Raw genomic sequence first — 22,785 nt, 5'->3', positions numbered from 1 at the left:
ATGGGCATCTAGCACAGCCTTTGCGGCGGGCCAATCAGCGCGACTTGCCGGTATCCCGGTCGAGCAGCAAGGCGAACAGGATCGCGCTGATTTCGCCGTCGATCTCACCGTCGATCCGTTCCGGCCGCCAGCGGCGCTGGAACGCACGCACGGCGGCGTGGCCATCAGTGACGTCGTAGCCGAACCGTTCGAGCGCAAGGAAGAACGCACCGTCGTTGTCATAAGGACTGGGAATCCTCAGCTCGGGTCGGGGCAGCGCCAGGCGATGGCGGGCGAGCAGGTCCCAATCGAACAGTTCGCCCGGATCGTCCTTGCGCGCGGGCGCGATGTCCGAGTGACCGACGACGTTGGCGCGCGGAACGTCGTGGCGCTTCACGATCCGCGCCAGCAGCGGCAGCAGCGCCTCCATCTGCGCCTGCGGAAAGGCGCGGTAGCCCCATTCATGGCCGGGATTGACCAGTTCAATCCCGACCGAGGCCGAGTTGACGTCGCTTTCGCCCCGCCAGTAGCTGCGCCCGGCGTGCCAGGCGCGCTTGTCCTCGGCCACCAGCGCATGAACGGTGCCGTCCTCGTCGATCAGGTAATGCGCCGAGACGCCGGCATCGGCATCGCACAAGCGCTCGAGCGCTTCGGCGCCGGTTGGCATACCGGTATAATGCAGCACCACCATCGACACTGGCACCGCCCGCTCGTTGAAGTTGGGCGACGGCGTGTAATGGTGGATGAACTCGCTCATCAGCTTCCGGGCAGCACCGCGCCCATGATGAGCGCGTCCTCGCCGCGGTGGACCTGAACCCCGCCGCCATGCGCCGCCGCCAGCTGCGAGACCATCCAGGCCGGCGCGGTGCGGCTGGTCAGATCGGCGGCGCTCAGCGCCCCCGACAGCGCCTTGCCAACGGTTTCGTCGAAGGCGATCTTGGGCCCGGCGGCGCGCAGCGCGATCTCGGTCGCGCCGCTGCTTTCCTCGGCCCCGATATCGAGCGTGCCGCCCCGCACCAGCGCGTCGATCCCGATCAGCGCCAGGTTTAGCAGGACCTTGACCGCCGCCTTGGGCAGCGCCTCCGACCCGAGCGCCCAATTTACGGTGACGCGCGAATTGGCGCCGACCAGCGCATCGATCAGGGCCTTGGGCTCAGCCACCGCGATCGTTTCGCCAAAGCCGCCCGCGGCGCCGAAGGCCAGGCGAAAGAACTTCAGCTTGTCGGCGCTCGTCCGCGCGCTTTGCTCAAGCAGTTCGAAACAGCGCTGGCGCATCTCCGGATCGGTTTCGGAGGTGAGCAGCTCCAGGCCGTTGGTCAGCGCGCCGACCGGGCTGAGCAGGTCATGGCACAGGCGCGAACAAAGCAGGCTGGCAAGGTCGAGAGACTGGGTATCGGGGGTGTTCATCGCGGGCTGGCCTAGCCGCTGATCCGGGGCGTGGGAAGAGCCGTGAAGCCGCCCGGCGCGTCGCGGAACCAGCCGATCCCGCTTGCCGCCACAATCGCCCACACGCGGCCGTCCCCGCTGGCCAGCGCCTGATCGGTGGCAGACGGTGCAGGCGCGCCCGACGGATGCGAGTGCCAGTAACCGATAACGGCCGCGCCGCCCTCACGCTCCAACCTTAGCGCGGCGATGAGCGCGGCCGGGTCGATCTCGAAATGCCGGGCCGGATCAGGCGCGACGTTGGCCGCAGCGACCGCGCGCTCGATGTGGCCGTCCGCCCCCAGCAGCAGGCCGCAGGCCTCGTCCGGATGGGCGGACCGAGATTCGGACAGCAGTGTTGCCAGCGCGCCACTTGTCAGTGTGAGGAGCGTCACCACATCGCTTTCCGTGGGGGACTTGCGGATCATCGACGGCACGCTGGCAGGCGGCGAACGGCTCGACAAGGCCCTGGCCGAGGCGAGCGGGCTGTCGCGCGAGCGGGTGAAGGCGCTGATCGGGGAAGGCCGCGTTACCCTGGACGGCCAAACGGTGACCCAGCCGTCGCTTAAGCCGGGCCAAGGCGCCCGCTTCGCCATCGACGTGCCCGAGGCGGCGCCGGCCCAAGCCGCACCGCAGGACATCCCGCTGGCGATCGCCTACGAGGACGACGCCTTGATCGTGGTCGACAAGCCGGCCGGACTTGTCGTTCATCCGGCGGCGGGTAACCTGGACGGCACGCTGGTCAACGCGCTGCTGCACCATTGCCGCGGGCAGCTGTCCGGCATCGGCGGGGTGGCGCGCCCAGGCATCGTCCACCGCATCGACAAGGACACCTCGGGCCTGCTGGTGGTCGCCAAGACCGACGCAGCGCACGAAGGGCTGGCCCGCCAGTTCGCCGATCACTCGATCGAGCGGCTCTACCAGGCCATCGCGGCGGGGCGCCCTGCCCCCGCCAATGGCACGGTGCGCGGCGCGATCGCGCGATCGAGCGCCAACCGCAAGAAGATGGCGCTGGTCGAGGACGGCAGAGGCAAGCACGCGGTCACCCATTATCGCACGCTCGAGGCGCTGCGCGGGGCCGCGCTGATCGAGTGCAAGCTCGAGACCGGGCGCACCCACCAGGTCCGCGTTCACCTTGCGTCAATCGGCCATCCGCTACTGGGGGACCCAGTCTATGGACGCACTCCGCCGCGCCTGCGGCCCCTCCTTCACGAACTCGGTTTTGCCCGCCAGGCGCTTCACGCCGCGGTCCTGGGTTTCGTTCACCCCGTCAGCGGCCAGGCGCTGCGGTTCGAATCGTCGCCCCCGGACGACTTTTCAAGGCTGCTCGCCGAATTGCGGGGTCCAAGCTGAACTTTGTGCGTTAGGACGATTCGAATGTGGCCCGCCCCCGCAGGATGCCTCTAAAGGGTCCTCATCGCCGGGCCGACTCATGAAAGGACGGTTAGTCGCGTGACGAATACGAAACGATCCCTCCCGGTCATGCCGACCCTGGGCGGTGAGCAGAGCCTCAATCGCTACCTCACCGAAATCAAGAAATTCCCCGTACTGACGGCCGAGCAGGAATACATGCTCGCCAAGCGCTATGCCGAGCACCAGGATCCCGAGGCTGCGGCCCAGCTGGTGACGAGCCACCTGCGCCTCGTCGCCAAGATCGCGATGGGCTACCGCGGATACGGCCTGCCGGTCAGCGAGCTGATATCCGAGGGCAACATCGGCCTGATGCAAGGCGTCAAGAAGTTCGAGCCTGAGCGCGGCTTCCGCCTCGCCACCTACGCGATGTGGTGGATCAAGGCCTCGATGCAGGAGTTCATCCTGCGCTCGTGGAGCCTTGTGAAGATGGGCACGACCGCGGCGCAGAAGAAGCTGTTCTTCAACCTTCGCCGGATGAAGAAGAACCTCGACGCTTACGAGGACGGCGATCTGCATCCCGACGACGTGCGCACGATCGCGACCACGCTGGGCGTGCCCGAGGTCGAAGTCGTCAACATGAACCGGCGCATGATGATGGGCGGCGATGCCAGCCTCAACGTCTCGATGCGCGAGGACGGCGAAGGCCAGTGGCTCGACATCCTGCAGGACGATCGCCCGCTGCAGGACCACACCGTGGCCGAGGCGCAGGAGACGCAGGTTCGGCACGACATGCTGGTCGAGGCGATGGACAGCCTCAACGACCGTGAAAAACACATCCTGACCCAGCGACGCCTGGTCGACGATCCGCAGACGCTCGAGGAATTGAGCCAGGAGTACAACGTCAGCCGCGAGCGCGTCCGCCAGATCGAGGTGCGCGCATTCGAGAAGCTGCAGAAGTCGATCCAGCGCCTGGCTGGCGACCGCCGGCTTCTGCCGGCAGCCTGACGGCCATAAGGGACCGAAAAAGGGGCGACGGACCGGCGGGTTCGCCGCCCTTTTTCGTTGGCGGTTAGCGAACGCGGGCGAACGGCTTGCCCGTGCCGGCGCCAGGCGGCACGATGCCGGGATGAAGCACCTTCTCAAGCCGTCGAAGCCCACGAAGCGCCAGGGCGCCGCCTACAAGCTGGGGTGGTGGATCGGGCGCCTGATCATCTGGTTCCTGGTCCTGAGCTTTGCCTGGGTGCTGGCCTACCGCTTCGTGCCGGTGCCGATCACCGCGACGATGCTGGCCGATCCCAACGGCTTTACCAAAAACTGGAGGCCGCTGTCAGCGATCGACCGGACGATGGTCGATGCCGCGATCGCGGGGGAGGATTCGCGGTTCTGCGCCCACAACGGCTTCGACCGCCAGGCAATCGAGCAGGCGCTGCAGAAGAACGCCGCGGGCAAGCGCCTGCGCGGCGGTTCGACGATCAGCCAGCAGACCGCCAAGAACGCCTTCCTGTGGCAAGGAACCGGGTGGAGCCGCTATCTGCGCAAGCCGCCCGAGGTGTGGTTCACGTTCCTGATCGAGAACTTGTGGACCAAGCGGCGGATCATGGAGGTCTACCTCAACGTCGCCGAGACCGGCATCGGGACTTACGGGGTCGAGGCCGGGGCGCAGCGCTATTACCGCCATTCGGCGGCGCGGCTTTCGCCAATCGAGGCGGCGCGCATCGCTGCCGCCTTCCCCGCCCCCAAGAGCCGCGCGGTCAACGATCCGGGCGGCTTCATTCGCCGCCACGGCAATGCCATCGCCGCGCGGTCGGGCGTGGTTCGCAACGAGGGTTACGACGCCTGCATCTACAAGTAGGCAAAAAGAAAGGGGCGCCGAAGCGCCCCTTTCCCGTTTTCGTGCTGTCCCGCAGGATCAGAACTTGAACACCACGGTGCCCGAGATCGTGCGCGGCGCGCCGATCTGGACGAACCCGGGCGAACCGTAGGTCGCCTGGCCGGTGGTGCGGTTGTAGTTGACCGACTGGGTCAGACCGCCGCCGAAACCGCCGACATAGAACGCGTCGAACAGGTTGTAGACGTTGAGCTGGAAATAGCTCTGGTCGTTCATGCCGATGAAGCCCAGCTTCACGCGCGCGTCGAGGTTGACCAGCCAGTAGCCCGAAGCCTCGGGGTAGTAGATCTGGTTGCGCGCTACCGGAACCGCGGCGGTGCAGACCGGCGCCGTAGCGGTGCCGGTGCAGGCCTTGGCGCCGATCGGGTTGAACCCGCCGGTGTAGCTCGCCTCGTTGTTGTCGAAGACGAAGCGTTCGCCGGTCTTCTTCGCGGTGATGCCCACCTCCAGCGGACCGAAGGCGCCGCGCACGGTGCCGCCGAAGCTGTAGTTGGGGATGCCCGACTCGCTCTTGCCGGCGGTCGCGGCGTAAACCGGCGTGCCGTCCAGGTTACGGGCGATGACGATGTCGTCCTTGATCTCCGACTTCAGGTAGCTGGCGAAGGCATAGAGGCTGATCGCCGGAACCGGCTGGATCGAGAGATAGCCGTCGACGCCGTACTTCTTCACGTCGCCCAGGTTACGATAAACGGTCTGATCCAGCTCGGGATCGTAGGCCGAGGCCAGGCGATTGTGGAACTGGTTGTAGAAGCCCGAAACCTGGCCCTGCACGATGCCCGAGCGATAGCGCAGGCCCATGTCGAAGTTGTCGGTCGTTTCCGGATCCGGCTTGGCCTGGGCCGAACCGTCCGGATAGTAGAACGCGTTGTAGAGGTTGTCGGTACCCGGGACCGAGAGGCCCTTCGAGTAGTTGCCGAACAGGCTCAGCGCCGGGGCGAACTTGTAGGTGAAGCCCAGGCTCGGCAGGATCTTGCTGTAGTTCAGCACGCGGTGCTGCGGCGGCGAGACGCCGAGGACCTGCGGATTACGCGCCGGATCGTAGCTGTAAGGCTTCGCCGCGGCATACGAGGTGTCGAACGCCCCATTCTGGCCGAAGCAGTCGAGGAAACCGCCCGCCGACGTGGTGAAGCAGTAGTTGGTCAGGTCGCGCTTGAAGAACGGCGCGGCCACGCCGGCAACGACCACCAGGTTGTCGTCCATGAAGTTGCCGCGGTATTCGGCGGCGAACTTGTTGAGCGTGGCGTAGGAGAGGCGATCGCGCTTCTCCATCAGGAAGCCGTCAGCCGTGGTCAGCGCGTTGTCGATCGCGAAGACGTTGCTGGGCTCACCGGTCTTGAGGACGGGCGCGACTTCGCCGGTCTGGCGGTGACGCGCACGGTCGAAGGTGTAGGCCAGGCGGAAGGTCTGGTTGGGCGAGAAGTCCCAGCGCAGCGACGAGATCACGCCGATGCGGCGCGTCGCAGTCTGGCTCGGGGCGACGAGCGTCACCTGGTCAAGCGTATCGCCGTCGCCGTTGAGGTCCTTGCCGAAGTAGTACGAGCCGCCGATGAAGCCGGTGTAGGCAACGCCGTTGATCGTGCTGCGCTGCTCACGGCCGGTCACCGTGCCGCCGCCGTTGGCCTTGACGACCTGGTAGGACGGATCGACCGTCAGCACCAGGTTGTCGGCCAGCGTGAACTTCGAGTTGATGCGGATGTTGCCGGTGTTCGACGGGTTGTAGCGACGGTCGAACTCGGTGCCGCAGCTGTTGGTGAAATCGGCCACGCCCGGGCGGGCATCGGCGGTCGTGCACGGGTAGTTGATCGTGTACTTGCGCTCGCTCGAATCCAGCGGATAGCGGTTGGCCGAGCCCGAACCGACGACGCGGTTGCGCTCGTAACGCAGCGGCAGCGAACCGAAGAAGTTGTTGCGGTTGACGTTCCAGTTGCCCGAAATCGCGATGAAGTCCGAACCCTTCATCGGCACGTACAGCTTGGCGTTGTACTGCTGCTTGTTGACCTTACCGTAGTTGTTGAACGGGTTGTCGTTCGTCGCGCGGCTGGCAGCAACCCAGGCGCGAATGCCGCCCGCGGTCAGGTCGCCGGTCTCGATCTTGGCGAAGATGCGCTGGAAGTCGAACTGGCCGGCCGAACCCGACAGCATCGCGCCGAAATCGTGGCTGGGGGTCAGCGAACGATAGTTCACGGTGCCGCCCACGGCCGAAGCGGTCGGGCTGTCGATGTCGGTGGTGCCGAGGTTGACGTTGACCTGCTCGATCAGCTCGGGATCGAGCTGCTGGTTCGAGTAGATGGCGTAGTTGCCCGAATCGTTCAGCGGAACGCCGTCGAAGGTCAGGCTGATGCGGCTGCTGTCGAAGCCGCGGATGCTCAGCGTGCCGCCCGACGAGCCGTAGGCGTCGTTGTTCTGGAAGCTGACGCCCGGGACCTGGTTGATCGTGTCGAGGATGGTCTGGCCCGGATTGGCGCGCGCGATCGCTTCCTGCGTGATCACTGCCTTCGCCTTGGGCGTGTCCGGCGCCTGGATGCCGGCAACGTTCTGAGTGCTGCTGCGCGAGCCGGTGACGACGATTTCCTTGTCGAAATCGATCGAGCCGGTCGACTGCGCGAAGGCAGGCGCGGCCGCGACGGCGGTGCAAATGGCGAGCGTGCTCGCGGCGGTACGATAGGCAGTAATGAGACGCATGTGACGCAAGCCCCGATAATAGCGTTAGAAACCCGATCCGCGCCGACGCACGACTCGATAGGCGTGCACACGGCGAAGCCGCTCATACAAGCGGCCTGCCCATCCCTAAACCGTCCGAATGCTACAACTTGGTGACAGTATGGGACGGGCATCGGCCCGCGACAGATGCTTGCGCATCAGGGTTTCTGGATGAATTTTTCATCCAATCTGATGCCAGTTGACGACCGTTCATGACAAATGGTGGGTGGGCACTCCGCATTTCTTGCTGCACTGCGGCATTTGTGCAACGCTGTGGCATGGGCGCGCAATCTCACCAACATTCGCACGGCGAAGGCGCCGGACACGGTCATCACCACGCCCCGCCAACGTCGAGCCGCGCCTTTGCCATCGCGGTGGCCTTGAACCTGGGCTTTGTCGCGATCGAGGTCGTGGCCGGTATCGCTGGCCGGTCGATGGCGCTGATATCGGACGCGGCGCACAATTTAAGCGACGTGCTGTCATTGCTGCTGGCGTGGGGCGCGACGTGGCTGGCGCGGCGCCCGGCCGGCCCCGGCTTCACGTATGGATTCAAGTCCTCCTCCATTCTTGCCGCGCTGGCCAATGCCGCGCTGCTGTGGGTGGCGCTGGGCGCCATCCTGGTCGAGACCGTGCAGCGCCTGGCCAATCCGGAGCCTGCGCAGGGCTGGCTGATGATCTGGGTCGCAGCCGCGGGAATCGGTGTGAATGCCGCCAGCGCCGCACTGTTCGCGGCCGGCCGCAAGGGAGATCTCAACGTCGGCGCCGCTTTCACGCATCTGCTGGCCGATGCCGCGGTTTCCGCGGGCGTCGTCGTGGCAGGCGCGGCGGTGTTGCTGACCGGCGCTGCGCTGATCGACCCGATCGCCTCACTCGTCATCACGCTGGTGATCGGGTGGGGGAGCTGGGGCTTGCTCAAGGATACGACCCGACTTGCGCTGGCGGCGGTTCCGCGCGGCATCGACGAGCACCAGGTGCGTGGCTGGTTGCAGACGCGTCCCGGCGTGCACGCGGTGCACCATCTCCACATCTGGGCGGTCAGCACGACGCAGACCGCGCTGACTGCGCACCTGGTCGTTCCCGGCGGCGCGGACGACGGATTCCTGGCGACTACCGTGCAGGGCCTCAGCCACGAATTCCGCATTGACCATGCCACCTTGCAACTGGAATCAGGGAGCGGCTGCGCGACCGCGGCGGAGAAACACTGCTGATGGCCCAGGTTCCGGGTTCCACGCTGTCGCCCGACGCCCTGCGCAGCGCGATGCAGCGGCTTGCCGAGGGGGACCGGGCGGCGTTGCGGACGATATATTCCGCCACCAGTGCGAAACTGCTGGGCATCTGCCTGCGTATTCTTGGTGACCGTGCCGAAGCCGAGGATGCCTTGCAGGACGTTTACGTCAGTCTCTGGAACCGCGCCGGGAGCTTCGATCCCGAGCGGGCGAGCCCGATTTCGTGGCTGGCGACCTTTGCGCGCAATCGTGCGATCGATCGGCTGCGCAGCCGCCGCCGCTTGCACGAAGCCGCCCAGCTGGACGAGGCGGGAACCGTCGCCGACGACGAGCCGCTGGCCGACGCCCTGCTCGAAGCCGCACAGAGCCGCGCCAAGGTCCAAGCCTGCCTGGCCGAACTTGACGAACCGCAGCGCGAATCGATCCGCAGCGCCTTTTTCGACGGCGCCAGCTATCCCGAACTGGCCACCCGCCGCGGCGTGCCGCTGGGCACGATGAAAAGCTGGATCCGGCGCGGCCTGGCGCGCCTTAAAGCCTGCATCGAGCGATGACGGCCGAAGAACGCAGCGCCGCCGAGTACGTGCTCGGCCTGCTTGACGGCAGCGAGCTGATGGCAGCGCGGCGCCGCCACGGGGAGGACGCGCACTATCGCGCGCTGGTCGAATGGTGGGAAGACGCGCTCGCGCCGCTGTTCGACGAGATCGCCGAGGTCGAGCCCGGTGCGGCGCTGTGGGCGCGCGTCGAGGCCGCTATCTCCGGGCGCGATCCGGGCGCCGAGGTGCTCGCGCTGCGGCGCCGCGTGCGCGGCTGGCAGCTGACAAGCGCGCTGGCTGCGGCCGCGGCGGTCGTCCTCGCGCTGGTCGCCCTGCCGCGCATCGCCGCACCGCCGGTGCCACCTGCGACCACGCCGGTCGCTCCGCGCGCACCGCTGATCGCGGCGCTTGCCCTGCCCGGCAAGGCCGCTCCCTTGGCGCTCACCTTCCTGCCCGGCAGCGGCGAGCTGGTAGTCAACGCCGCCGACCATGACCCGGGCCGCGGCAAGGACGACGAGCTGTGGGTGATCCCCGCCGGCGGGACCCCTCGATCGCTCGGCGTCGTCGCCGCCGGCACCCGCCGCGTGGCGCTTGAACCGGCCCTGGCCCGCCTGCTCACCGATGGCGCCACCGTGGCCGTGACGCGCGAGGCGGCGGGCGGGTCGCCGACCGGGTTGCCGCAAGGGCCCTTGCTGTCGAGCGGGAAGCTCGGCAGCGCCTGAAGGCGCCAGGCCCGCGGCAATTTGCCGCGCCGGCTGCATCCGCAGGCCAGCGCTGTCCGTAACCGATAGGCAGGGTGGCTTTTCCCCTATCGCCGTTCTGCCCGTGACGGGGGCGTGTCGCCACGTCGTCCCATGCCGGGTACCCATGTCCGGTGGCAAGGCGGCACGCTCCCAAACACGGCAACGCCTTTTCGGATCGCTGTGCGACCCATGCAGCGAGGGTCCCGCCCGGCAGACCACCGGGCGGGATTTTTTCGCTGTCGCTTCGGCCAGCCGTGGTTCATCGTTTGCGGAGCAAAGGCGCGAACCGGCCGTAGCCCGGCCCCTGGAGTGGACAAGCGATGACGAAGCGTTGGATTATGGCCGCCGTCGCGGCCGTGGCGATCAGTGCCCCGGTGCTGGCGCAGGACGATGTGAAGGCCGGTTTCGAAACCCGCTACGCGCAGTTGCGCACGGCGATGGAAGCGCACGACGATGCCGCGATGGGCGCGATCATGGCGCCCGATTACGCGATGACCGACTTGAACGGCGAAACCCACACGCGCGACCAGATGCGCCAAATGAGTGCGCGCCGTGGCGGTCCCGCCCGCCCGCCCAGCGACCAGGCCCCTGCCGACGGCGCCAAGCCGGCCTCGCCGAAGCCGGAGCGGCAGGTCACGCTGACCGTGCAGTCCGCCACCGTCAGCGGCCCGGTCGCGACGGTTCTCCTCCAGACCCATGCCAATGGCAGCCGCACGGGCGAGGATGGCAAGCCGCACACGATGGAAATGACCTCGCTCAGCAGCGACACCTGGGTCAAGGCGGGTGACGCCTGGCAGCTCAAGGCTTCCGTCCAGAAGTCGATCGAGGTGAAGCGCGACGGCGAAGTCGTCTTCACGCAAGGCTGACGCGCAGCCCCAAAACGCAAAAGGGCGGCCCGATCGGGCCGCCCTTTTCATGTGTGACCAGGCCGCCCGTGCCTACGCAGCCTGTTCCTTGCCCTTCAGCACGCGGACCGGCTCCTTGCGGCCAGCAACGACGTCTGCATCGATTACCACTTCGGCGATGCCCTGTTCGGTAGGAACGTCGAACATCGTGTCGAGCAGGATGCCTTCGACGATCGAGCGCAGGCCACGCGCGCCGGTCTTGCGTTCGATAGCGCGCTTGGCGATTGCCTCCAGCGCGTCAGGCGTGAAGGTCAGCGCCACGTCCTCAAGGTCGAAAAGCTTGGCGTACTGCTTGACCAGCGCGTTTTTCGGCTCGGACAGGATCTTGACCAGCGCCTCGATATCGAGGTCCTCCAGCGTCGCGATCACCGGCAGGCGGCCGACGAATTCGGGGATCAGGCCAAAGCGCAGCAGGTCTTCCGGCTCCGCCTTCTGCAGCAGTTCGCCGATGCGGCGCTTGTCCGGATCCGCGACGTGGTTGCCGAACCCGATCGAGCGCTTCTGCAGGCGATCGGCGATGATCTTGTCGAGCCCAGCGAAGGCGCCGCCGCAGATGAACAGGATGTTCGTGGTGTCGACCTGCAGGAACTCCTGCTGCGGATGCTTGCGGCCGCCCTGCGGCGGAACGCTGGCGGTGGTGCCTTCCATCAGTTTCAGCAGCGCCTGCTGCACGCCCTCGCCCGAAACATCGCGCGTGATCGAGGGATTTTCCGCCTTGCGGCTGATCTTGTCGATCTCGTCGATGTAGACGATGCCGTGCTGCGCCTTCTCGACGTTGTAGTCGCTGGCCTGGAGCAACTTGAGAATGATGTTCTCCACGTCCTCGCCGACGTAGCCAGCTTCGGTCAGCGTGGTCGCATCCGCCATCGTGAAGGGCACGTCGAAGGTCTTGGCGAGCGTCTGGGCCAGCAACGTCTTGCCGCTGCCGGTCGGCCCGACCAGCAGGATGTTGGACTTCTGCAGTTCGACGTCGCCGCCCTTACCACTGTGCTTGAGACGCTTGTAATGGTTGTGCACCGCGACCGACAGCACCCGCTTGGCGCGGTCCTGGCCAATCACGTAGTCGTTCAGTGTCTCGAAGATGTCGCGCGGCGACGGCACGCCGCCGTCCTTTTTCCCGGCGATACCGGCCTTGGTTTCCTCACGGATGATGTCGTTGCACAGCTCGACGCATTCGTCGCAGATGAACACGGTGGGGCCGGCGATCAGCTTCCTCACCTCGTGCTGCGACTTCCCGCAGAAGCTGCAGTAGAGAGTGCTTTTCGCGTCGGATCCGGTCAATTTCGTCATTCGCTTTCCTTGCCGGCGGCGAGGCAGGATCGCAATCCTACCCCAGCCGGGGCCATTTTCAACCATGAGGCTAGCTTAGCCACCCTTGCGCTTTCCTGAAGGCAAGGGCGGGAGCTGCCTCATTCCTTCGGCGCGTCCGCGACCGCGGCGCCGTCGGGCCCTTCGCTGGCCGGCCGCGTCTCGAACACCTTGTCGACGATGCCGAACGCCTGCGCTTCTTCCGCCTCGAGGAAGGTGTCGCGGTCCAGCGCCTTCTCGATCTCGGTCAGAGTGCGGCCGGTGTACTTGACGTAAAGGTCGTTCATCCGCTGGCGAATGCGCAGGATTTCGCGCGCCTGGATCTCGATGTCGGAGGCCATGCCGCGCGCGCCGCCCGACGGCTGGTGGACCATGATGCGGGCGTTGGGCAGCGCAATGCGCATCCCCGGTTCACCCGCGGCGAGCAGGAAGCTGCCCATCGAGGCGGCCTGGCCGATGCAGACCGTCGACACGCGCGGGCGGATGTACTGCATGGTGTCGTGGATCGCCATGCCGGCCGTGACCACGCCGCCCGGCGAATTGATGTACATCGAGATATCCTTGGAGGGATTCTCGCTTTCCAGGAACAGCAGCTGCGCGACGATGACCGAGGCCATGTGGTCCTCGACCTCGCCGGTCACGAAGATGATCCGCTCGCGCAGGAGGCGCGAATAGATGTCGAAGCTGCGCTCACCGCGGCTCGACTGCTCGACGACGACCGGGATCAGCGCGCCGGTTACGGGGTCTTGCGTGAATTTTCCTTGCGCCGAAGTGGCGCCGAACAGGTCGAGCATCGGATTCCTCTTGGATGGGTGCCGGGTCTATGTCGCGTGCCGCCCGGCGATGTTCAAGGGCGTTAACCCCGCTGCGGCGGGTTTGTTCGCTTGCACAGGCGCGGACCGGCACTAGTCTGGCGCAAACAGAGGGACGCCTGCCATGTCGCCATTCCGCCGCTTGCCCTTCCTGCTGGGCACCGCCGCCCTCATTGCCGCCGGCGCGCCGGCTTGCGCCTGGGCCGACACCCCCGCACGGGCGCGCGCAGAGGCGCAGGCCCAGCTTGCCCGCATCGCCCGCTACGAAGGCGCGGTTAACGCCATCATCGTCCACGACGCCAACGCCGCGCGCGATGCCGCCGCGGCCGCCGCCGCGCATCCCGGTTCGCCGATCGCCGGGCGTACAGTTCTAATCAAGGACAACATCGAAACGCGCGAATGGCCGACGACCGCAGGCAGCCTGGCACTGGCCGGGAACGCCACCGGCCGCGACGCACCGCTGGTCGCGCGTCTGCGCGGCGCCGGCGCGGTCATCATGGGAAAGACAAACCTCAGCGAATGGGCCAATATCCGCTCGGGATCCTCCACCAGCGGGTGGAGCGCGGTCGGCGGGCTGACGCGTAATCCCCACGCGCTCGATCGCAACGCCTGCGGCTCCTCCTCGGGCAGCGGCGCGGCGGTGGCGGCCGGCTTCGCCTGGGCGGCGGTCGGCACCGAGACCGACGGGTCGGTGACGTGCCCGGCCAGTCTCAACGGCGTGGTCGGCTTCAAGCCCACGGTCGGCCTGGTCAGCCGCACGTACGTGGTCCCGATCAGCCACAGCCAGGATACGCCCGGACCGATGACCCGAACCGTTGCCGACGCGGCGTTGCTTTTGACTGCGATGGCCGGACCGGATCCGGCCGATCCCGCCACCGCGCTGGCGAACGGCCGCGTTCCGCGTGATTTTGCCGCCGGCCTGGCCGCCGCTTCCCTCAAGGGCCAGCGCATCGGCGTCCTGCGGCGGCAGGCAGGCAGTAACGACAAGCTGACCGCCGTCTTCGACGCGGCGCTGGCAGACATGAAGCGCGCCGGGGCCGAACTGGTCGAAATCGATTACACGCCCGACCCGGCGATGGGGCGCGATGAATACGGTGTGCTGCTGTTCGAGCTGCGCGAGGACCTCGGCGCCTACCTGCGCGGCCTGCCGGGCAAACCGAAAGTCCGCAGCCTGGCCGACGTGATCGCCTTCGACGCGGCGACCCCGGCCGAGATGCGCTGGTTCGGACAGGACACCTTCGAGGAAGCCGAGCACGCGACCGACCGCGCCGCCTACGAAAAGGCGCGCGCCAATTCGCTGCGGCTAGCCGGCAAGGACGGCATCGACAAGCTGCTGGCCGACAACCGGGTCACGATGCTGGTGGCACCGACCGAAGGGCCGGCCTGGCCGCTCGACTTGGTCACGGGGGCGGGCGGGTTGCGCGGGGTCGGCGCCGGAAACCTGGCCGCGATCGCGGGCTATCCGCACCTGACCGTGCCGATGGGCGCGGTCGAAGGCCTGCCGATAGGGCTGAGCTTCATCGCAGGCGCGTGGGACGACGCCAAGGTGCTGCAAGCGGGCGCCGCGTACGAACGGGCGCGCACCGCCAGAATTTCGGCCCCGAGCTTCCGGCGCTGGGGCGAATAGCGCGGCCCGGCACACGCCGGACCGCGCCACAGCCGGTCACTTCTTGGCGGCAGCCTTTTTGGCCGGCGCCTTCTTGGCGGGCTCGGCCTTGGACTTGCCTTCGGCCTTGGGCTTCGCGTCCGCCTTGGGCTTCGCGTCCGCCTTGGGCTTCGCGTCCGCCTTGGGCTTGGCGTCCGCCTTCGATTTGGTTTCCGCTGCCGGCTTGGCTTCGGCCTTGGCGGGCTTGTCCTCGGCCTTCTTGGCGGGCGTCTTCTTGGCCGCGGGCTTCTTCGCCGGGGCCGGGGCCGATTCCTCGGCCTCGATTGCGGCCTGAAGTTCGTCGCGGGTGACCTCGCGCTCGGTCACCTCGGCCTTGTCGAACAGGAAGTCGACGACCTTGTCCTCATAAAGCGGCGCGCGCAGCTGGGCAGCCGCCATAGGCTCCTGCTGGACGTATTCGATGAAGCGCTGGCGATCCTCGGGGCGATACTGCGAGGCTGCCTGCTGGACCAGCATGTTCATTTCCTGCTGGCTGATCTGCACGCCATTGGCCTGGCCGATCTCCGACAGCAGAAGGCCCAGACGAACGCGCCGCTCGGCAATCGCGCGGTAATCCTCCTTCTCGGCCTCGATTTCCTTCATCGCCGCGGCGGGATCTTCCTCGCTCGCAGCTTCCTGCTCGAGCTGCTGCCAGATCTGGTCGAACTCGGCATCGACCATCGAGGGCGGAACCGGGAAATCGTGACCGGCAGCCAGCTGGTCGAGAAGCGCGCGCTTCATCGCGGTGCGGGTCAGGCCGGCGCTTTCCTGCTCGAGCTGACCGCGCAGCAGGCCCTTGAGCTGGTCGAGGCTTTCGAGCCCGAGGTTCTTGGCGAAATCGTCGTCGATCGTGGTTTCGCCGGCAACCTTCACCGCCTTGACGACGATGTCGAACGTGGCGTCCTGGCCCTTGAGATTCTCGGCGGGGTAATCGGCCGGGAAAGTCACGTTGATGACCTTCTCGTCGCCGGCCTTGACGCCTACAAGCTGCTCTTCGAAGCCGGGGATGAAGCGGCCGGCACCAAGTTCGAGCGCGGTATCCTCGGCACTGCCGCCGTCGAAGGGAACGCCGTCGACCTTGCCGGTGAAGTCGATCACGACCTGGTCGCCGTTTTCGGCCTTCTTGCCTTTCTTGGCGTCAGTGAAGCTCTTGGAACCCGAGGCCAGCTTGCCGATCTGCTCGTCCACTTCGGCGTCGGCAACCGGCACGGTCAGGCGTTCGAGCTTCAGGCCCTCGATGCTCGGCGCCTCGATCTGCGGCAGGATTTCCATCGCCACGGTCAGCTCGGCGTCCTTGCCCTCTTCATAGCCATCGGCCAGCGCAACGTCGGGGTTCATCGCCGGGCGCAGCTTTTCCTTGGCGACCAGGCTGTCCATCGCTTCGCGAATGGCGGTGTTGAGCGCATCCTGGTGGAGCGCGGCGCCGTGCATTTTCTTGACCAGGTTGGCGGGCACCTTGCCGGGGCGGAAGCCGGGCATCTGCACCTGCGGGGCGATCTTGCTGACTTCACCGTCGATCCGCGCGGCAATATCCTTGGCCGGGATCTTGACGGTATAGGCGCGCTTCAGGCCCTCGTTGGTGGTCTCGACGATCTGCATGTCAGTTGCTCAGCCTTCTTCTGTCGGTGCGAACGGCCCGGTTTCGGCAGGGGGAATGGTGGTGCGGGCGAAGGGACTCGAACCCCCACATCTTGCGATACTGGTACCTAAAACCAGCGCGTCTACCAATTCCGCCACGCCCGCGGCCCAATGAACCCTTCGAAACCGTACGTCCTGAAATCAAGCGCCGCCCCTTAGTGGTAGCGCCGGCAAAGGGCAAGCGGGCGCGGCATCTAGCCGGGGGAACCGAACGCGGCGCGCTCGGGTTCCGACAAGCAACGAAAGGAAACCCCATCTATGGCGAGCCAGCCCATTACCGATCCCGACACGATCATGCCGCAATCGCCGCCCGAGGCACCCTCCGACCCGAGCCCGGCCGAAACGCCGAATTCCGAGCCGCCGGGGGTCTCGCCGGTCGGCCCCGATTACGACCAGCCGGACAGCACGCCGACCGAACTGCCGCCGCCGGATTAAAGCGCCGCGGCGCGCAGCAGCAGCGCGAGCCAGGTCGGGGCCTTCGCAGCCGGCGCGGCGGCGAGCGGCGCCGGGCAGGCCAGGCACAGCGCCTGTGCCGACGGCCTGGAGAGCAAGGTTGCCGCCTGCGCCAGAGCGGCGCCCGCGCGGGCGCGATCCTGGCCAGCCACCAGGCCAACCATGTCGGTGCCGTCGTCACCGCCTACGGGATCGTCGCCTTCGCGCCAGCGCCGCAGCAGCGAGGCGTAAGGACTTTTCGGCAGGCCCATGAAGACCGGGTGCCAGCCCCCCTTGGCCAGCCCCGCGCGCTGGGCGGCAAACCCGAGCGCGTCGTCGAGCGTTCCGAAACGGTCGACTAGCCCGATCTGCCGAGCGGTGCCGCCGTCCCACACGCGTCCCTGAGCGATGGCGTCGACCTCCTGGGGAGTCTTGCGGCGCGATTGCGCGACCAGGCCGATGAAGCGGGCATAACCGTTTTCGACATTCGCCTGCAGCAGCGCCTCGACCTCTGGCGTGAAGCCCGACAAGGGGTCGGGCTGGCCCGACAGCGGCGTCGTGCGCACGCCATCGGCCGTGACGCCCCAGTTCGCGAGCGTCTTTTCGAAGCTTGGAATGACAGCGAAAATCCCGATCGACCCGGTGATCGTGGCCGGCTCGGCAAAGATCGCCTCTCCCGGAGTCGAGACCCAGTAGCCGCCGCTCGCCGCGACATTGCCCATCGAGACGACAACGGGGCGGGAAACGCCATTCCGGGGCGCCTTGTAGCGGACAAGCGCTGAGCGGATGCGTTCCGAAGCCATGACCGAACCGCCAGGCGAATCGACGCGCAATACGAGCGCGGGCGCATCGTCCGCGTTGGCACGGTCGATCAGGCGGGCGATGCGGTCGCCCCCGGCGCTGCCCGGCCCGGCATCGCCGTCGACGATCGTGCCCGCCACGGTCACCACCGCGATGCCCTTGCCGCTCGTGTCCTCGGGATGGTCGGCCAGCCAGGCGGCCAGCGGGGTATAGGCGAAGCGTCCCGGCAGCCGGCTGAAGGGATCGCGCCCGGCGATCTGCGCGACGCGGGTGCCGAAGGCGACCTTGTCGCCAATGCGATCGACAAGCCCGGCGGCCAGCGAAGCGCGCGCCAGGTCGCCGCCGGCCGAGCGCACGAAGCCGACCGGATCGCGCGTCACCGCGTCGATCTGGGCCTTGGGACGAGCGCGACGGACATCGGCTTTCCAGGTATCCCAGACCGCGCCGTATAGCGCCTGCGCGGCTTCCTTCGAAGGCTCCGACTGGTCGCTGCGGATGTAGGGTTCGACGAAATCCTTGTAGGTGCCGACGCGGAAGACGTGGATATTGACCTTCAACCGGTCGAGCGCCTGGGCGAAATAGAGGTGCTGGCCGCCGGGCCCGGCGACGACCGCGCCGCCCATCGGGTCGACCCAGGCCTCGCTGGCGTGCGCGGCCAGCAGCACGCCGCTGTCGGCATAGCCGACCGCCCAGGTCAGCACCGGCTTGCCCGAGGCGCGCACGCTGTCCATCGCGGCGCCGATTTCCTGAAGGCTGGCAGTGCCGCCGCCGGCAAACGTCGACAGGTCGAGGACGACGGCCTTGATCCGCGTGTCGTCGCGGGCGGCGCGGATCGCGCGGACCAGGTCGCGGGCGCGGAATTCCTCGGTCGGCGCGGCGCCGGGCATCAGGAAATCGAAAGCGCCGGGTTGACTCGCCTCCTCTACCACCGAACCGTTCAGGCGCAGCAGCAGCGCCCCTTCGCGCACGTCGCCCACGTTGGGGCGCATCGTCAGCACCAGGTAAAGCAGGAAGAAGAACCCCAGCAGCACCAACAGCGCCAGGCCGTCCTTGATGGCTACCAGCAGGTGCCAGACCTTGCGCGCGAATGTCATGCCGTGACGAACCCCTATGCCTGGCGACCTTCTAGGCGGCGGGGTACGCGGGGCAAGCGCGGATTGAGTGCTTGAGGTGAAGGCCGCCCACCTGTAGGGAGCCGTCTTCAATGACATCGCCAGCAAACCCAGCCGCCTCGCGCTACCCAGCGGGAGCCGCGGCGTTTCCGCATCACGACTTGTCGGGCCTGGCGGGCCTGGCGCCGTGGGAGATCCTGTTCCTTCTCGATGAGGCCGAACAGTGGGTCGACCTCAATCGTCAGGCGCAGAAACGTGCCGACGTGCTGGCGGGCATGACGATCATCAACGCCTTCTTCGAAAATTCCACCCGCACCCGGCTGTCGTTCGAGATCGCGGGCAAGCGTCTGGGCGCCGACGTGGTCAACATGGCCGCCGCGCAATCGAGCGTGACGAAGGGCGAGACCTTGATCGACACGGCGATGACGCTGAACGCCATGCGCGCCGATGCCATCGTGATCCGCCACGCATCATCCGGGGCGGTGCGGTTGATCGCCGACAAGGTCGATTGCCCCGTGCTAAACGCCGGTGACGGGCAGCACGAACACCCGACGCAGGGCTTGCTCGACGCGCTGACGATCCGCCATTTCATGGCGCGGCGCGGGGGCGCCGATTTCGGCGGGCTGGCAGTGACGATCTGCGGCGACGTGCTGCACAGCCGGGTCGCCCGCTCCAACATTCATTGCCTGACCACGCTTGGCGCCGATGTCCGCGTCTGCGCCCCGCCCGCGCTTATGCCGGCGGGAATCGAAGACCTTAAAGTAACTCCGTTCCACGATTTTGACGCCGCGCTGGCAGGTGCCGACGTCGTCATGATGCTGCGCCTGCAGCAGGAGCGGATGGAGGGCCAGTTCATCCCCAGCCCGCGCGAATATCGCCGCCTGTACGGGCTGACGCTCGACCGGCTGGCGCACGCCGCGCCCGATGCTCTGGTCATGCACCCTGGGCCGATGAACCGCGGCGTCGAGATCGACAGCCAGGTCGCCGACCTTGCCGCCAGAGGCTCCGGCCCGACCAGCGCTATCACCACTCAGGTCGAGATGGGGGTGGCGATCCGCATGGCCTGCCTTGACGTGCTGACGCGCAGCGCACGCGGTGTCGAGGGCTGGGGCTCGCGCGGGGAGACCAGGCGATGAGGGCGCCCGGACCCCTGGCTATCGTCGACGGCGTGTTCGCCGATGGATCGCGCGGCGCGCTGCGCTGCGAAAATGGCCGCATCGTGGCGGTCGGCGCCGCGGTTTCCGCGCAGCCCGGCGATGTCGTTGTAGCGGCGGCAGGCGCGCTGCTGGCCCCGGCGCTGGTAGATTTCGGGGTTTTCGCGGTCGATCGTCCGGCCTTCCACTTTGGCGGCATCGTGCGCGCGGCGCTGATGCCGGACCAGGACCCGCCATTGGATCACCCGGCGCGCATCCGCTTTGCCGCGCAATCGGGCAAGCCGGGTCTGTGGGTACATCCGCTGGCCGCCGCGACGCAGGGCCTGGCCGGAACGCACCTGGCGGAACTGGCGCTGATGCACGATGCCGGCGCCCGCGCGGTCGCCACGGGGCGGCGCTGGATCGCCGATACCGGCGTCATGCACCGCCTGCTCGCCTACGCCGCGATGCTGGGGCTCGTCGTCGTCAGCCATGCCGAGGACTCGGGCCTTACCGGCGGTGCGGTCGCCACCGCGGGCGAAATGGCGACGCGCCTCGGCCTGCCCTCGGCTCCCGCCGAGGCCGAGGCCCTGGCGGCGGCGCGCGACATCGCGCTGGCCGAGCTGACCGGCGCGCGGCTTCACATCCGCCAGGTGACGACCGCCGCGGCGCTGGATCTCGTCCGCGCTGCCAAGCGACGCGGCGTTGCAGTTACCGCCGGGATCACACCGGCGCATTTCGCGCTGTCCGAGACCGCGCTGGGAGACTTCCGCACGTTTGCGCGGCTATCGCCGCCGCTGCGCAGCGAACGTGACCGCCACGCCGTCCGCGCCGCCCTGGCCGACGGGACGCTCGACGTGATTGCATCGGGACATGATCCGCGCGGGCCAGAGGACAAGCGCCTGCCGTTCGCCGATGCCGCGCCGGGCATGGCCGGGGCCGAAACCCTGCTGCCGCTGACACTGCAACTGGTGCGCGACCAAGTGATCGACTTGCCGCGCGCCTTCGCTCTGCTGGCCGCCAACCCGGCGCGCCTGCTGGGCGTGGAAGCCGGGCATCTGCTGCCCGGCTACGAGGCCGACCTGGCCGTGATCGATGCCGAGATGCCGTGGATCGTCGATTCGGACCAGATGGCTTCGAGCGCCGGCAACACGCCGTTCGACAAGCTGCCGGTCCAGGGCCGCGTCACCGCGTTATGGAAGGGCGGCGTCCAGGTCGGCTGAGCGCGAAGGCTCAGCGGGCGGCGAGTTGCTCGTTCCGACCCCGCGTGGCGACCGCCGGGGCGGACTTTGGCGCGGCATAAGCGAAGCACATGCCGCCGCCGGCCTTGATACGCGAACAGGCGCCGTTGGCCGCCACCGGGTCGAGACCCGCGGCGGCGACGCGCCAGTAAGTCCGGCCGTTCACCTGCGCGGTCGTCAGCGCCATGCGGTAGTTCTTCAGCGACGGCGACTTGGCGGTGTAAAGCGCCCAACTGCGGCGCGCCCCGGCCTCGCTCGAGAAGCTGCCAAGCTGGACCATGTGATTGCCGGCGCGCACCGGCGTGTTGCGCGGGTGAACCGGGGCCAGCGCCACGCGGGCGCGGACAGGCACGGCCGCGGTGCGGATCGGCGTCTGCGCGCTGCGCATCGGCAGGGCCTGGATTACCGGGACCGAAACGAACGTCACCTTGACGTTGCCGCTGGCGACCGGCGCGGCGGCGGCCGGCTGCACTTCTGGCAAGGCGACGCGGACCGGGGCTGCTTCGGCCACCTGCACGGGTGCAGGCACGGCGACGGGGGCCATCGGCTGCGCCGCGGCCAGCGCCGGCAGTTCGCCGCCCGGCTGGGCGGCGGGCGCTGCCTGCGCCAGGACCGGGGCAGCGGCCGGCGCGACGTTCAGCGCCAATTGCGACGGCTGGCCAGGGTCGGTGACCAACGGCACGCCGATCAGCCGCGCGACGCGAAGGCGGAAATCCTCGGGACGGGCGACTTCGGCCCACTGGCCGATCCGGTTGTCGATCTGGTCGGGGGCGACGTCCTGCGCCATCGCGATGCGGGCGCCGCGCCATTCGCCGGCCAGAGCGTAGGCGTAGGCCAGGTTCTGGCGCGCCTTGACCGAGTTGTTGTCGCGCACCGCGCCGGTCAGCACGGCAACGCCGCGCTCACCTTGTCCGGCCAGTGCCAGGGCCAGCCCGAGCTCTTCGGCCGGGATGGCGTCGCGCCAGTCGTCGAGCACGGCAACCGCCTCGCGGTCATGACCAAGCGCAACTTGCGCCAGCGCCAGCGACAGCGCGGTGCGGGCACTCGAATCGCCGAGCGTGAGCGCGTCGGACAGCGCGGTGGCGGCCGAATCGAACCGTCCGGCGCGCAAGTACGCGGCGCCTAGCGTGGCGCGGTAGGCTGGATCGCCCGGATTTGCGGCGACGGCGGCCTCGACCATGGCGATCGCCTTGTCGGTCTTGCCGCTGCGCAGCATGTCCTGCGCCTTGGCGAGAAGTTCGTCGGCCTTGGGCGCGGCGACCACGCTCGATCCCGCGATCATCGCTGCAGCGGCAACCCCGGCAAGGCCGAGCGGCAGGATAAGGCGGCGGATGCGGTTGACGGTCATGGCTACGGTTCCCCCCGTAAAAATCTGAACTTCGGCAGCGTCTAGTGCTGCGCCTTGCTCACCCGGGCGGCGAGTTCGGCAATATCGGGCAGTTCGTCGAGCAGACGATCGAGCGCCTCGGTGACCAGTTGCTGGGCGCTGGCGCCCTTGATCGTGCAGGCCAGCCGCAGCTTGAGATGGCGCTCGGCATCGACGCGCAGCGTGAAGGCGGCGCGGCGCCCGTCGGCCAGCGCCGAGCGGCGTTCGAGCGGGTCGGCCAGGCGGCGGCTGAGCGCCGAGCGCTGCGCCAGCACAGGCGGCGGCGCGGCGGCGAATTCAGCGGCGGGTTCAGGGTTAAATGGGACGATCTGGGCGCTCGGCTGGACGCCGGACGCGTGATCGCCGTCGTCGCCCATGTCGTTCCAGCCCAGGTCGGTCTCAAGCCCTTCGAGCGCGCGCGCGGCGCTGCCCTGGAACTGGTCGAGCGGCTGGAGCTGCGGCCGCATGGCCGGCTTGGCGCCGCCCTTGCGCGCCAGAAGCGTTGGCGACAGCGAGGCGAAAGAAGCCGAATCGCTCATGGCGAGGAC

General features: G+C 67.9%; 21 protein-coding genes and 1 tRNA gene. 11 read left to right on the top strand and 11 right to left on the bottom strand.

The window, feature by feature from the left end:
- Nucleotides 1-34: 34 nt before the first annotated feature.
- The 3 genes from ACOYW6_RS01245 to ACOYW6_RS01235 are packed head-to-tail and all read right to left on the bottom strand — an operon-like array spanning nucleotide 35 to nucleotide 1,829.
- A complete protein-coding gene (locus tag ACOYW6_RS01245) occupies nucleotides 35-736 on the bottom strand; it encodes an N-acetylmuramoyl-L-alanine amidase (RefSeq protein ID WP_423142021.1) in 702 nt (233 codons plus the stop codon).
- The gene (locus ACOYW6_RS01240) at nucleotides 736-1,386 is read right to left on the bottom strand and encodes a histidine phosphotransferase family protein (protein ID WP_423142020.1); all 651 of its coding nucleotides are present in this window, start codon (nucleotides 1,384-1,386) and stop codon (nucleotides 736-738) included. Before ACOYW6_RS01240 ends, ACOYW6_RS01245 begins: the two co-directional genes overlap by 1 nt.
- 11 nt (nucleotides 1,387-1,397) lie before the next feature.
- A complete protein-coding gene (locus ACOYW6_RS01235; RefSeq protein WP_423142019.1) occupies nucleotides 1,398-1,829 on the bottom strand; it encodes a Mov34/MPN/PAD-1 family protein in 432 nt (143 codons plus the stop codon).
- On the opposite strand from ACOYW6_RS01235, the gene ACOYW6_RS01230 reads away from it, so the two are divergent.
- From ACOYW6_RS01230 to mtgA, 3 genes are all read left to right on the top strand, one after another.
- Complete coding sequence (locus tag ACOYW6_RS01230) at nucleotides 1,810-2,754, top strand: RluA family pseudouridine synthase (protein WP_423142018.1); 945 nt, start codon at nucleotides 1,810-1,812, stop codon at nucleotides 2,752-2,754. The two genes, ACOYW6_RS01235 and ACOYW6_RS01230, sit on opposite strands and share 20 nt — an antisense overlap.
- Before the next feature lie 129 nt (nucleotides 2,755-2,883).
- Nucleotides 2,884-3,759 (top strand): RNA polymerase sigma factor RpoH, encoded by an 876-nt coding sequence (gene rpoH, locus ACOYW6_RS01225; RefSeq protein WP_423142017.1) that lies wholly within the window; start codon nucleotides 2,884-2,886, stop codon nucleotides 3,757-3,759.
- Between the two features lie 121 nt (nucleotides 3,760-3,880).
- Nucleotides 3,881-4,606, top strand: coding sequence for a monofunctional biosynthetic peptidoglycan transglycosylase (mtgA, locus tag ACOYW6_RS01220; RefSeq protein WP_423142016.1), 726 nt, complete (start codon nucleotides 3,881-3,883; stop codon nucleotides 4,604-4,606).
- A gap of 57 nt (nucleotides 4,607-4,663) precedes the next feature.
- Here the strand turns inward: mtgA and ACOYW6_RS01215 are convergent, their stop codons facing one another.
- Entirely contained in the window at nucleotides 4,664-7,324 is a 2,661-nt protein-coding gene (locus ACOYW6_RS01215; RefSeq protein WP_423142015.1) for a TonB-dependent receptor, read from the bottom strand.
- Between the two features lie 296 nt (nucleotides 7,325-7,620).
- On the opposite strand from ACOYW6_RS01215, the gene ACOYW6_RS01210 reads away from it, so the two are divergent.
- From ACOYW6_RS01210 to ACOYW6_RS01195, 4 genes are all read left to right on the top strand, one after another.
- The gene (locus tag ACOYW6_RS01210) at nucleotides 7,621-8,550 is read left to right on the top strand and encodes a cation diffusion facilitator family transporter (RefSeq protein ID WP_423142014.1); all 930 of its coding nucleotides are present in this window, start codon (nucleotides 7,621-7,623) and stop codon (nucleotides 8,548-8,550) included.
- Nucleotides 8,550-9,119, top strand: coding sequence for a sigma-70 family RNA polymerase sigma factor (locus ACOYW6_RS01205; protein ID WP_423142013.1), 570 nt, complete (start codon nucleotides 8,550-8,552; stop codon nucleotides 9,117-9,119). The genes ACOYW6_RS01210 and ACOYW6_RS01205 overlap by 1 nt, the downstream gene beginning before the upstream one ends.
- Nucleotides 9,116-9,823 (top strand): anti-sigma factor, encoded by a 708-nt coding sequence (locus ACOYW6_RS01200; protein ID WP_423142012.1) that lies wholly within the window; start codon nucleotides 9,116-9,118, stop codon nucleotides 9,821-9,823. Before ACOYW6_RS01205 ends, ACOYW6_RS01200 begins: the two co-directional genes overlap by 4 nt.
- A 359-nt stretch (nucleotides 9,824-10,182) precedes the next feature.
- Entirely contained in the window at nucleotides 10,183-10,710 is a 528-nt protein-coding gene (locus ACOYW6_RS01195) for a nuclear transport factor 2 family protein (RefSeq protein WP_423142011.1), read from the top strand.
- A 72-nt stretch (nucleotides 10,711-10,782) separates the two neighbouring features.
- Here the strand turns inward: ACOYW6_RS01195 and clpX are convergent, their stop codons facing one another.
- Together clpX and clpP are read right to left on the bottom strand one after the other, a co-directional pair.
- Entirely contained in the window at nucleotides 10,783-12,039 is a 1,257-nt protein-coding gene (gene clpX, locus ACOYW6_RS01190) for an ATP-dependent Clp protease ATP-binding subunit ClpX (RefSeq protein ID WP_423142010.1), read from the bottom strand.
- Between the two features lie 119 nt (nucleotides 12,040-12,158).
- Nucleotides 12,159-12,851, bottom strand: a complete 693-nt coding sequence (gene clpP / locus ACOYW6_RS01185; protein WP_423142009.1) for an ATP-dependent Clp endopeptidase proteolytic subunit ClpP — start codon at nucleotides 12,849-12,851, stop codon at nucleotides 12,159-12,161.
- Nucleotides 12,852-12,993: 142 nt separating this feature from the next.
- On the opposite strand from clpP, the gene ACOYW6_RS01180 reads away from it, so the two are divergent.
- A complete protein-coding gene (locus ACOYW6_RS01180; protein WP_423142008.1) occupies nucleotides 12,994-14,496 on the top strand; it encodes an amidase in 1,503 nt (500 codons plus the stop codon).
- A gap of 36 nt (nucleotides 14,497-14,532) precedes the next feature.
- On the opposite strand, the gene tig is transcribed toward ACOYW6_RS01180, so the two are convergent.
- On the bottom strand, nucleotides 14,533-16,113 hold the full coding sequence (gene tig, locus ACOYW6_RS01175; RefSeq protein WP_423142007.1) for a trigger factor: 1,581 nt from the start codon (nucleotides 16,111-16,113) through the stop codon (nucleotides 14,533-14,535).
- Nucleotides 16,114-16,172: 59 nt separating this feature from the next.
- Nucleotides 16,173-16,257, bottom strand: a tRNA-Leu gene (locus ACOYW6_RS01170).
- 153 nt (nucleotides 16,258-16,410) lie between these two features.
- On the opposite strand from ACOYW6_RS01170, the gene ACOYW6_RS01165 reads away from it, so the two are divergent.
- Nucleotides 16,411-16,587 carry a hypothetical protein gene (locus ACOYW6_RS01165; RefSeq protein ID WP_423142006.1) on the top strand — a complete coding sequence of 59 codons (177 nt, stop codon included), beginning with the start codon at nucleotides 16,411-16,413 and terminating at the stop codon, nucleotides 16,585-16,587.
- Here ACOYW6_RS01165 and sppA read toward each other — a convergent pair.
- The gene (gene sppA / locus ACOYW6_RS01160; RefSeq protein ID WP_423142005.1) at nucleotides 16,584-18,479 is read right to left on the bottom strand and encodes a signal peptide peptidase SppA; all 1,896 of its coding nucleotides are present in this window, start codon (nucleotides 18,477-18,479) and stop codon (nucleotides 16,584-16,586) included. The genes ACOYW6_RS01165 and sppA overlap by 4 nt on opposite strands.
- Nucleotides 18,480-18,589: 110 nt before the next feature.
- Between sppA and ACOYW6_RS01155 the strand changes: the two genes are divergently transcribed.
- Together ACOYW6_RS01155 and ACOYW6_RS01150 are read left to right on the top strand one after the other, a co-directional pair.
- Complete coding sequence (locus ACOYW6_RS01155; protein ID WP_423142004.1) at nucleotides 18,590-19,633, top strand: aspartate carbamoyltransferase catalytic subunit; 1,044 nt, start codon at nucleotides 18,590-18,592, stop codon at nucleotides 19,631-19,633.
- The gene (locus tag ACOYW6_RS01150) at nucleotides 19,630-20,853 is read left to right on the top strand and encodes a dihydroorotase (protein ID WP_423142003.1); all 1,224 of its coding nucleotides are present in this window, start codon (nucleotides 19,630-19,632) and stop codon (nucleotides 20,851-20,853) included. The genes ACOYW6_RS01155 and ACOYW6_RS01150 overlap by 4 nt, the downstream gene beginning before the upstream one ends.
- Nucleotides 20,854-20,863: 10 nt before the next feature.
- On the opposite strand, the gene ACOYW6_RS01145 is transcribed toward ACOYW6_RS01150, so the two are convergent.
- Nucleotides 20,864-22,219 (bottom strand): tetratricopeptide repeat protein, encoded by a 1,356-nt coding sequence (locus ACOYW6_RS01145; RefSeq protein WP_423142002.1) that lies wholly within the window; start codon nucleotides 22,217-22,219, stop codon nucleotides 20,864-20,866.
- 41 nt (nucleotides 22,220-22,260) lie between these two features.
- Nucleotides 22,261-22,776 (bottom strand): hypothetical protein, encoded by a 516-nt coding sequence (locus ACOYW6_RS01140; protein WP_423142001.1) that lies wholly within the window; start codon nucleotides 22,774-22,776, stop codon nucleotides 22,261-22,263.
- Between the last annotated feature and the right edge of the window lie 9 nt (nucleotides 22,777-22,785).

This window comes from Parablastomonas sp. CN1-191, assembly GCF_049354825.1.
GTDB lineage: Bacteria > Pseudomonadota > Alphaproteobacteria > Sphingomonadales > Sphingomonadaceae > Novosphingobium.
Note: the sequence above shows the minus strand (reverse complement) of the source record. Positions and strands in the feature narration are given on the sequence as shown.

Coding starts and splice junctions, on each gene's coding strand:
- ACOYW6_RS01245 (WP_423142021.1), bottom strand. CDS start 736: ATGAGCGAGTTCATCCACCATTACACGCCGTCGCCCAACTTCAACGAG.
- ACOYW6_RS01240 (WP_423142020.1), bottom strand. CDS start 1,386: ATGAACACCCCCGATACCCAGTCTCTCGACCTTGCCAGCCTGCTTTGT.
- ACOYW6_RS01235 (WP_423142019.1), bottom strand. CDS start 1,829: ATGATCCGCAAGTCCCCCACGGAAAGCGATGTGGTGACGCTCCTCACA.
- rpoH (WP_423142017.1), top strand. CDS start 2,884: ATGCCGACCCTGGGCGGTGAGCAGAGCCTCAATCGCTACCTCACCGAA.
- mtgA (WP_423142016.1), top strand. CDS start 3,881: ATGAAGCACCTTCTCAAGCCGTCGAAGCCCACGAAGCGCCAGGGCGCC.
- ACOYW6_RS01215 (WP_423142015.1), bottom strand. CDS start 7,324: ATGCGTCTCATTACTGCCTATCGTACCGCCGCGAGCACGCTCGCCATT.
- ACOYW6_RS01210 (WP_423142014.1), top strand. CDS start 7,621: ATGGGCGCGCAATCTCACCAACATTCGCACGGCGAAGGCGCCGGACAC.
- ACOYW6_RS01205 (WP_423142013.1), top strand. CDS start 8,550: ATGGCCCAGGTTCCGGGTTCCACGCTGTCGCCCGACGCCCTGCGCAGC.
- ACOYW6_RS01200 (WP_423142012.1), top strand. CDS start 9,116: ATGACGGCCGAAGAACGCAGCGCCGCCGAGTACGTGCTCGGCCTGCTT.
- ACOYW6_RS01195 (WP_423142011.1), top strand. CDS start 10,183: ATGGCCGCCGTCGCGGCCGTGGCGATCAGTGCCCCGGTGCTGGCGCAG.
- clpX (WP_423142010.1), bottom strand. CDS start 12,039: ATGACGAAATTGACCGGATCCGACGCGAAAAGCACTCTCTACTGCAGC.
- clpP (WP_423142009.1), bottom strand. CDS start 12,851: ATGCTCGACCTGTTCGGCGCCACTTCGGCGCAAGGAAAATTCACGCAA.
- ACOYW6_RS01180 (WP_423142008.1), top strand. CDS start 12,994: ATGTCGCCATTCCGCCGCTTGCCCTTCCTGCTGGGCACCGCCGCCCTC.
- tig (WP_423142007.1), bottom strand. CDS start 16,113: ATGCAGATCGTCGAGACCACCAACGAGGGCCTGAAGCGCGCCTATACC.
- ACOYW6_RS01165 (WP_423142006.1), top strand. CDS start 16,411: ATGGCGAGCCAGCCCATTACCGATCCCGACACGATCATGCCGCAATCG.
- sppA (WP_423142005.1), bottom strand. CDS start 18,479: ATGACATTCGCGCGCAAGGTCTGGCACCTGCTGGTAGCCATCAAGGAC.
- ACOYW6_RS01155 (WP_423142004.1), top strand. CDS start 18,590: ATGACATCGCCAGCAAACCCAGCCGCCTCGCGCTACCCAGCGGGAGCC.
- ACOYW6_RS01150 (WP_423142003.1), top strand. CDS start 19,630: ATGAGGGCGCCCGGACCCCTGGCTATCGTCGACGGCGTGTTCGCCGAT.
- ACOYW6_RS01145 (WP_423142002.1), bottom strand. CDS start 22,219: ATGACCGTCAACCGCATCCGCCGCCTTATCCTGCCGCTCGGCCTTGCC.
- ACOYW6_RS01140 (WP_423142001.1), bottom strand. CDS start 22,776: ATGAGCGATTCGGCTTCTTTCGCCTCGCTGTCGCCAACGCTTCTGGCG.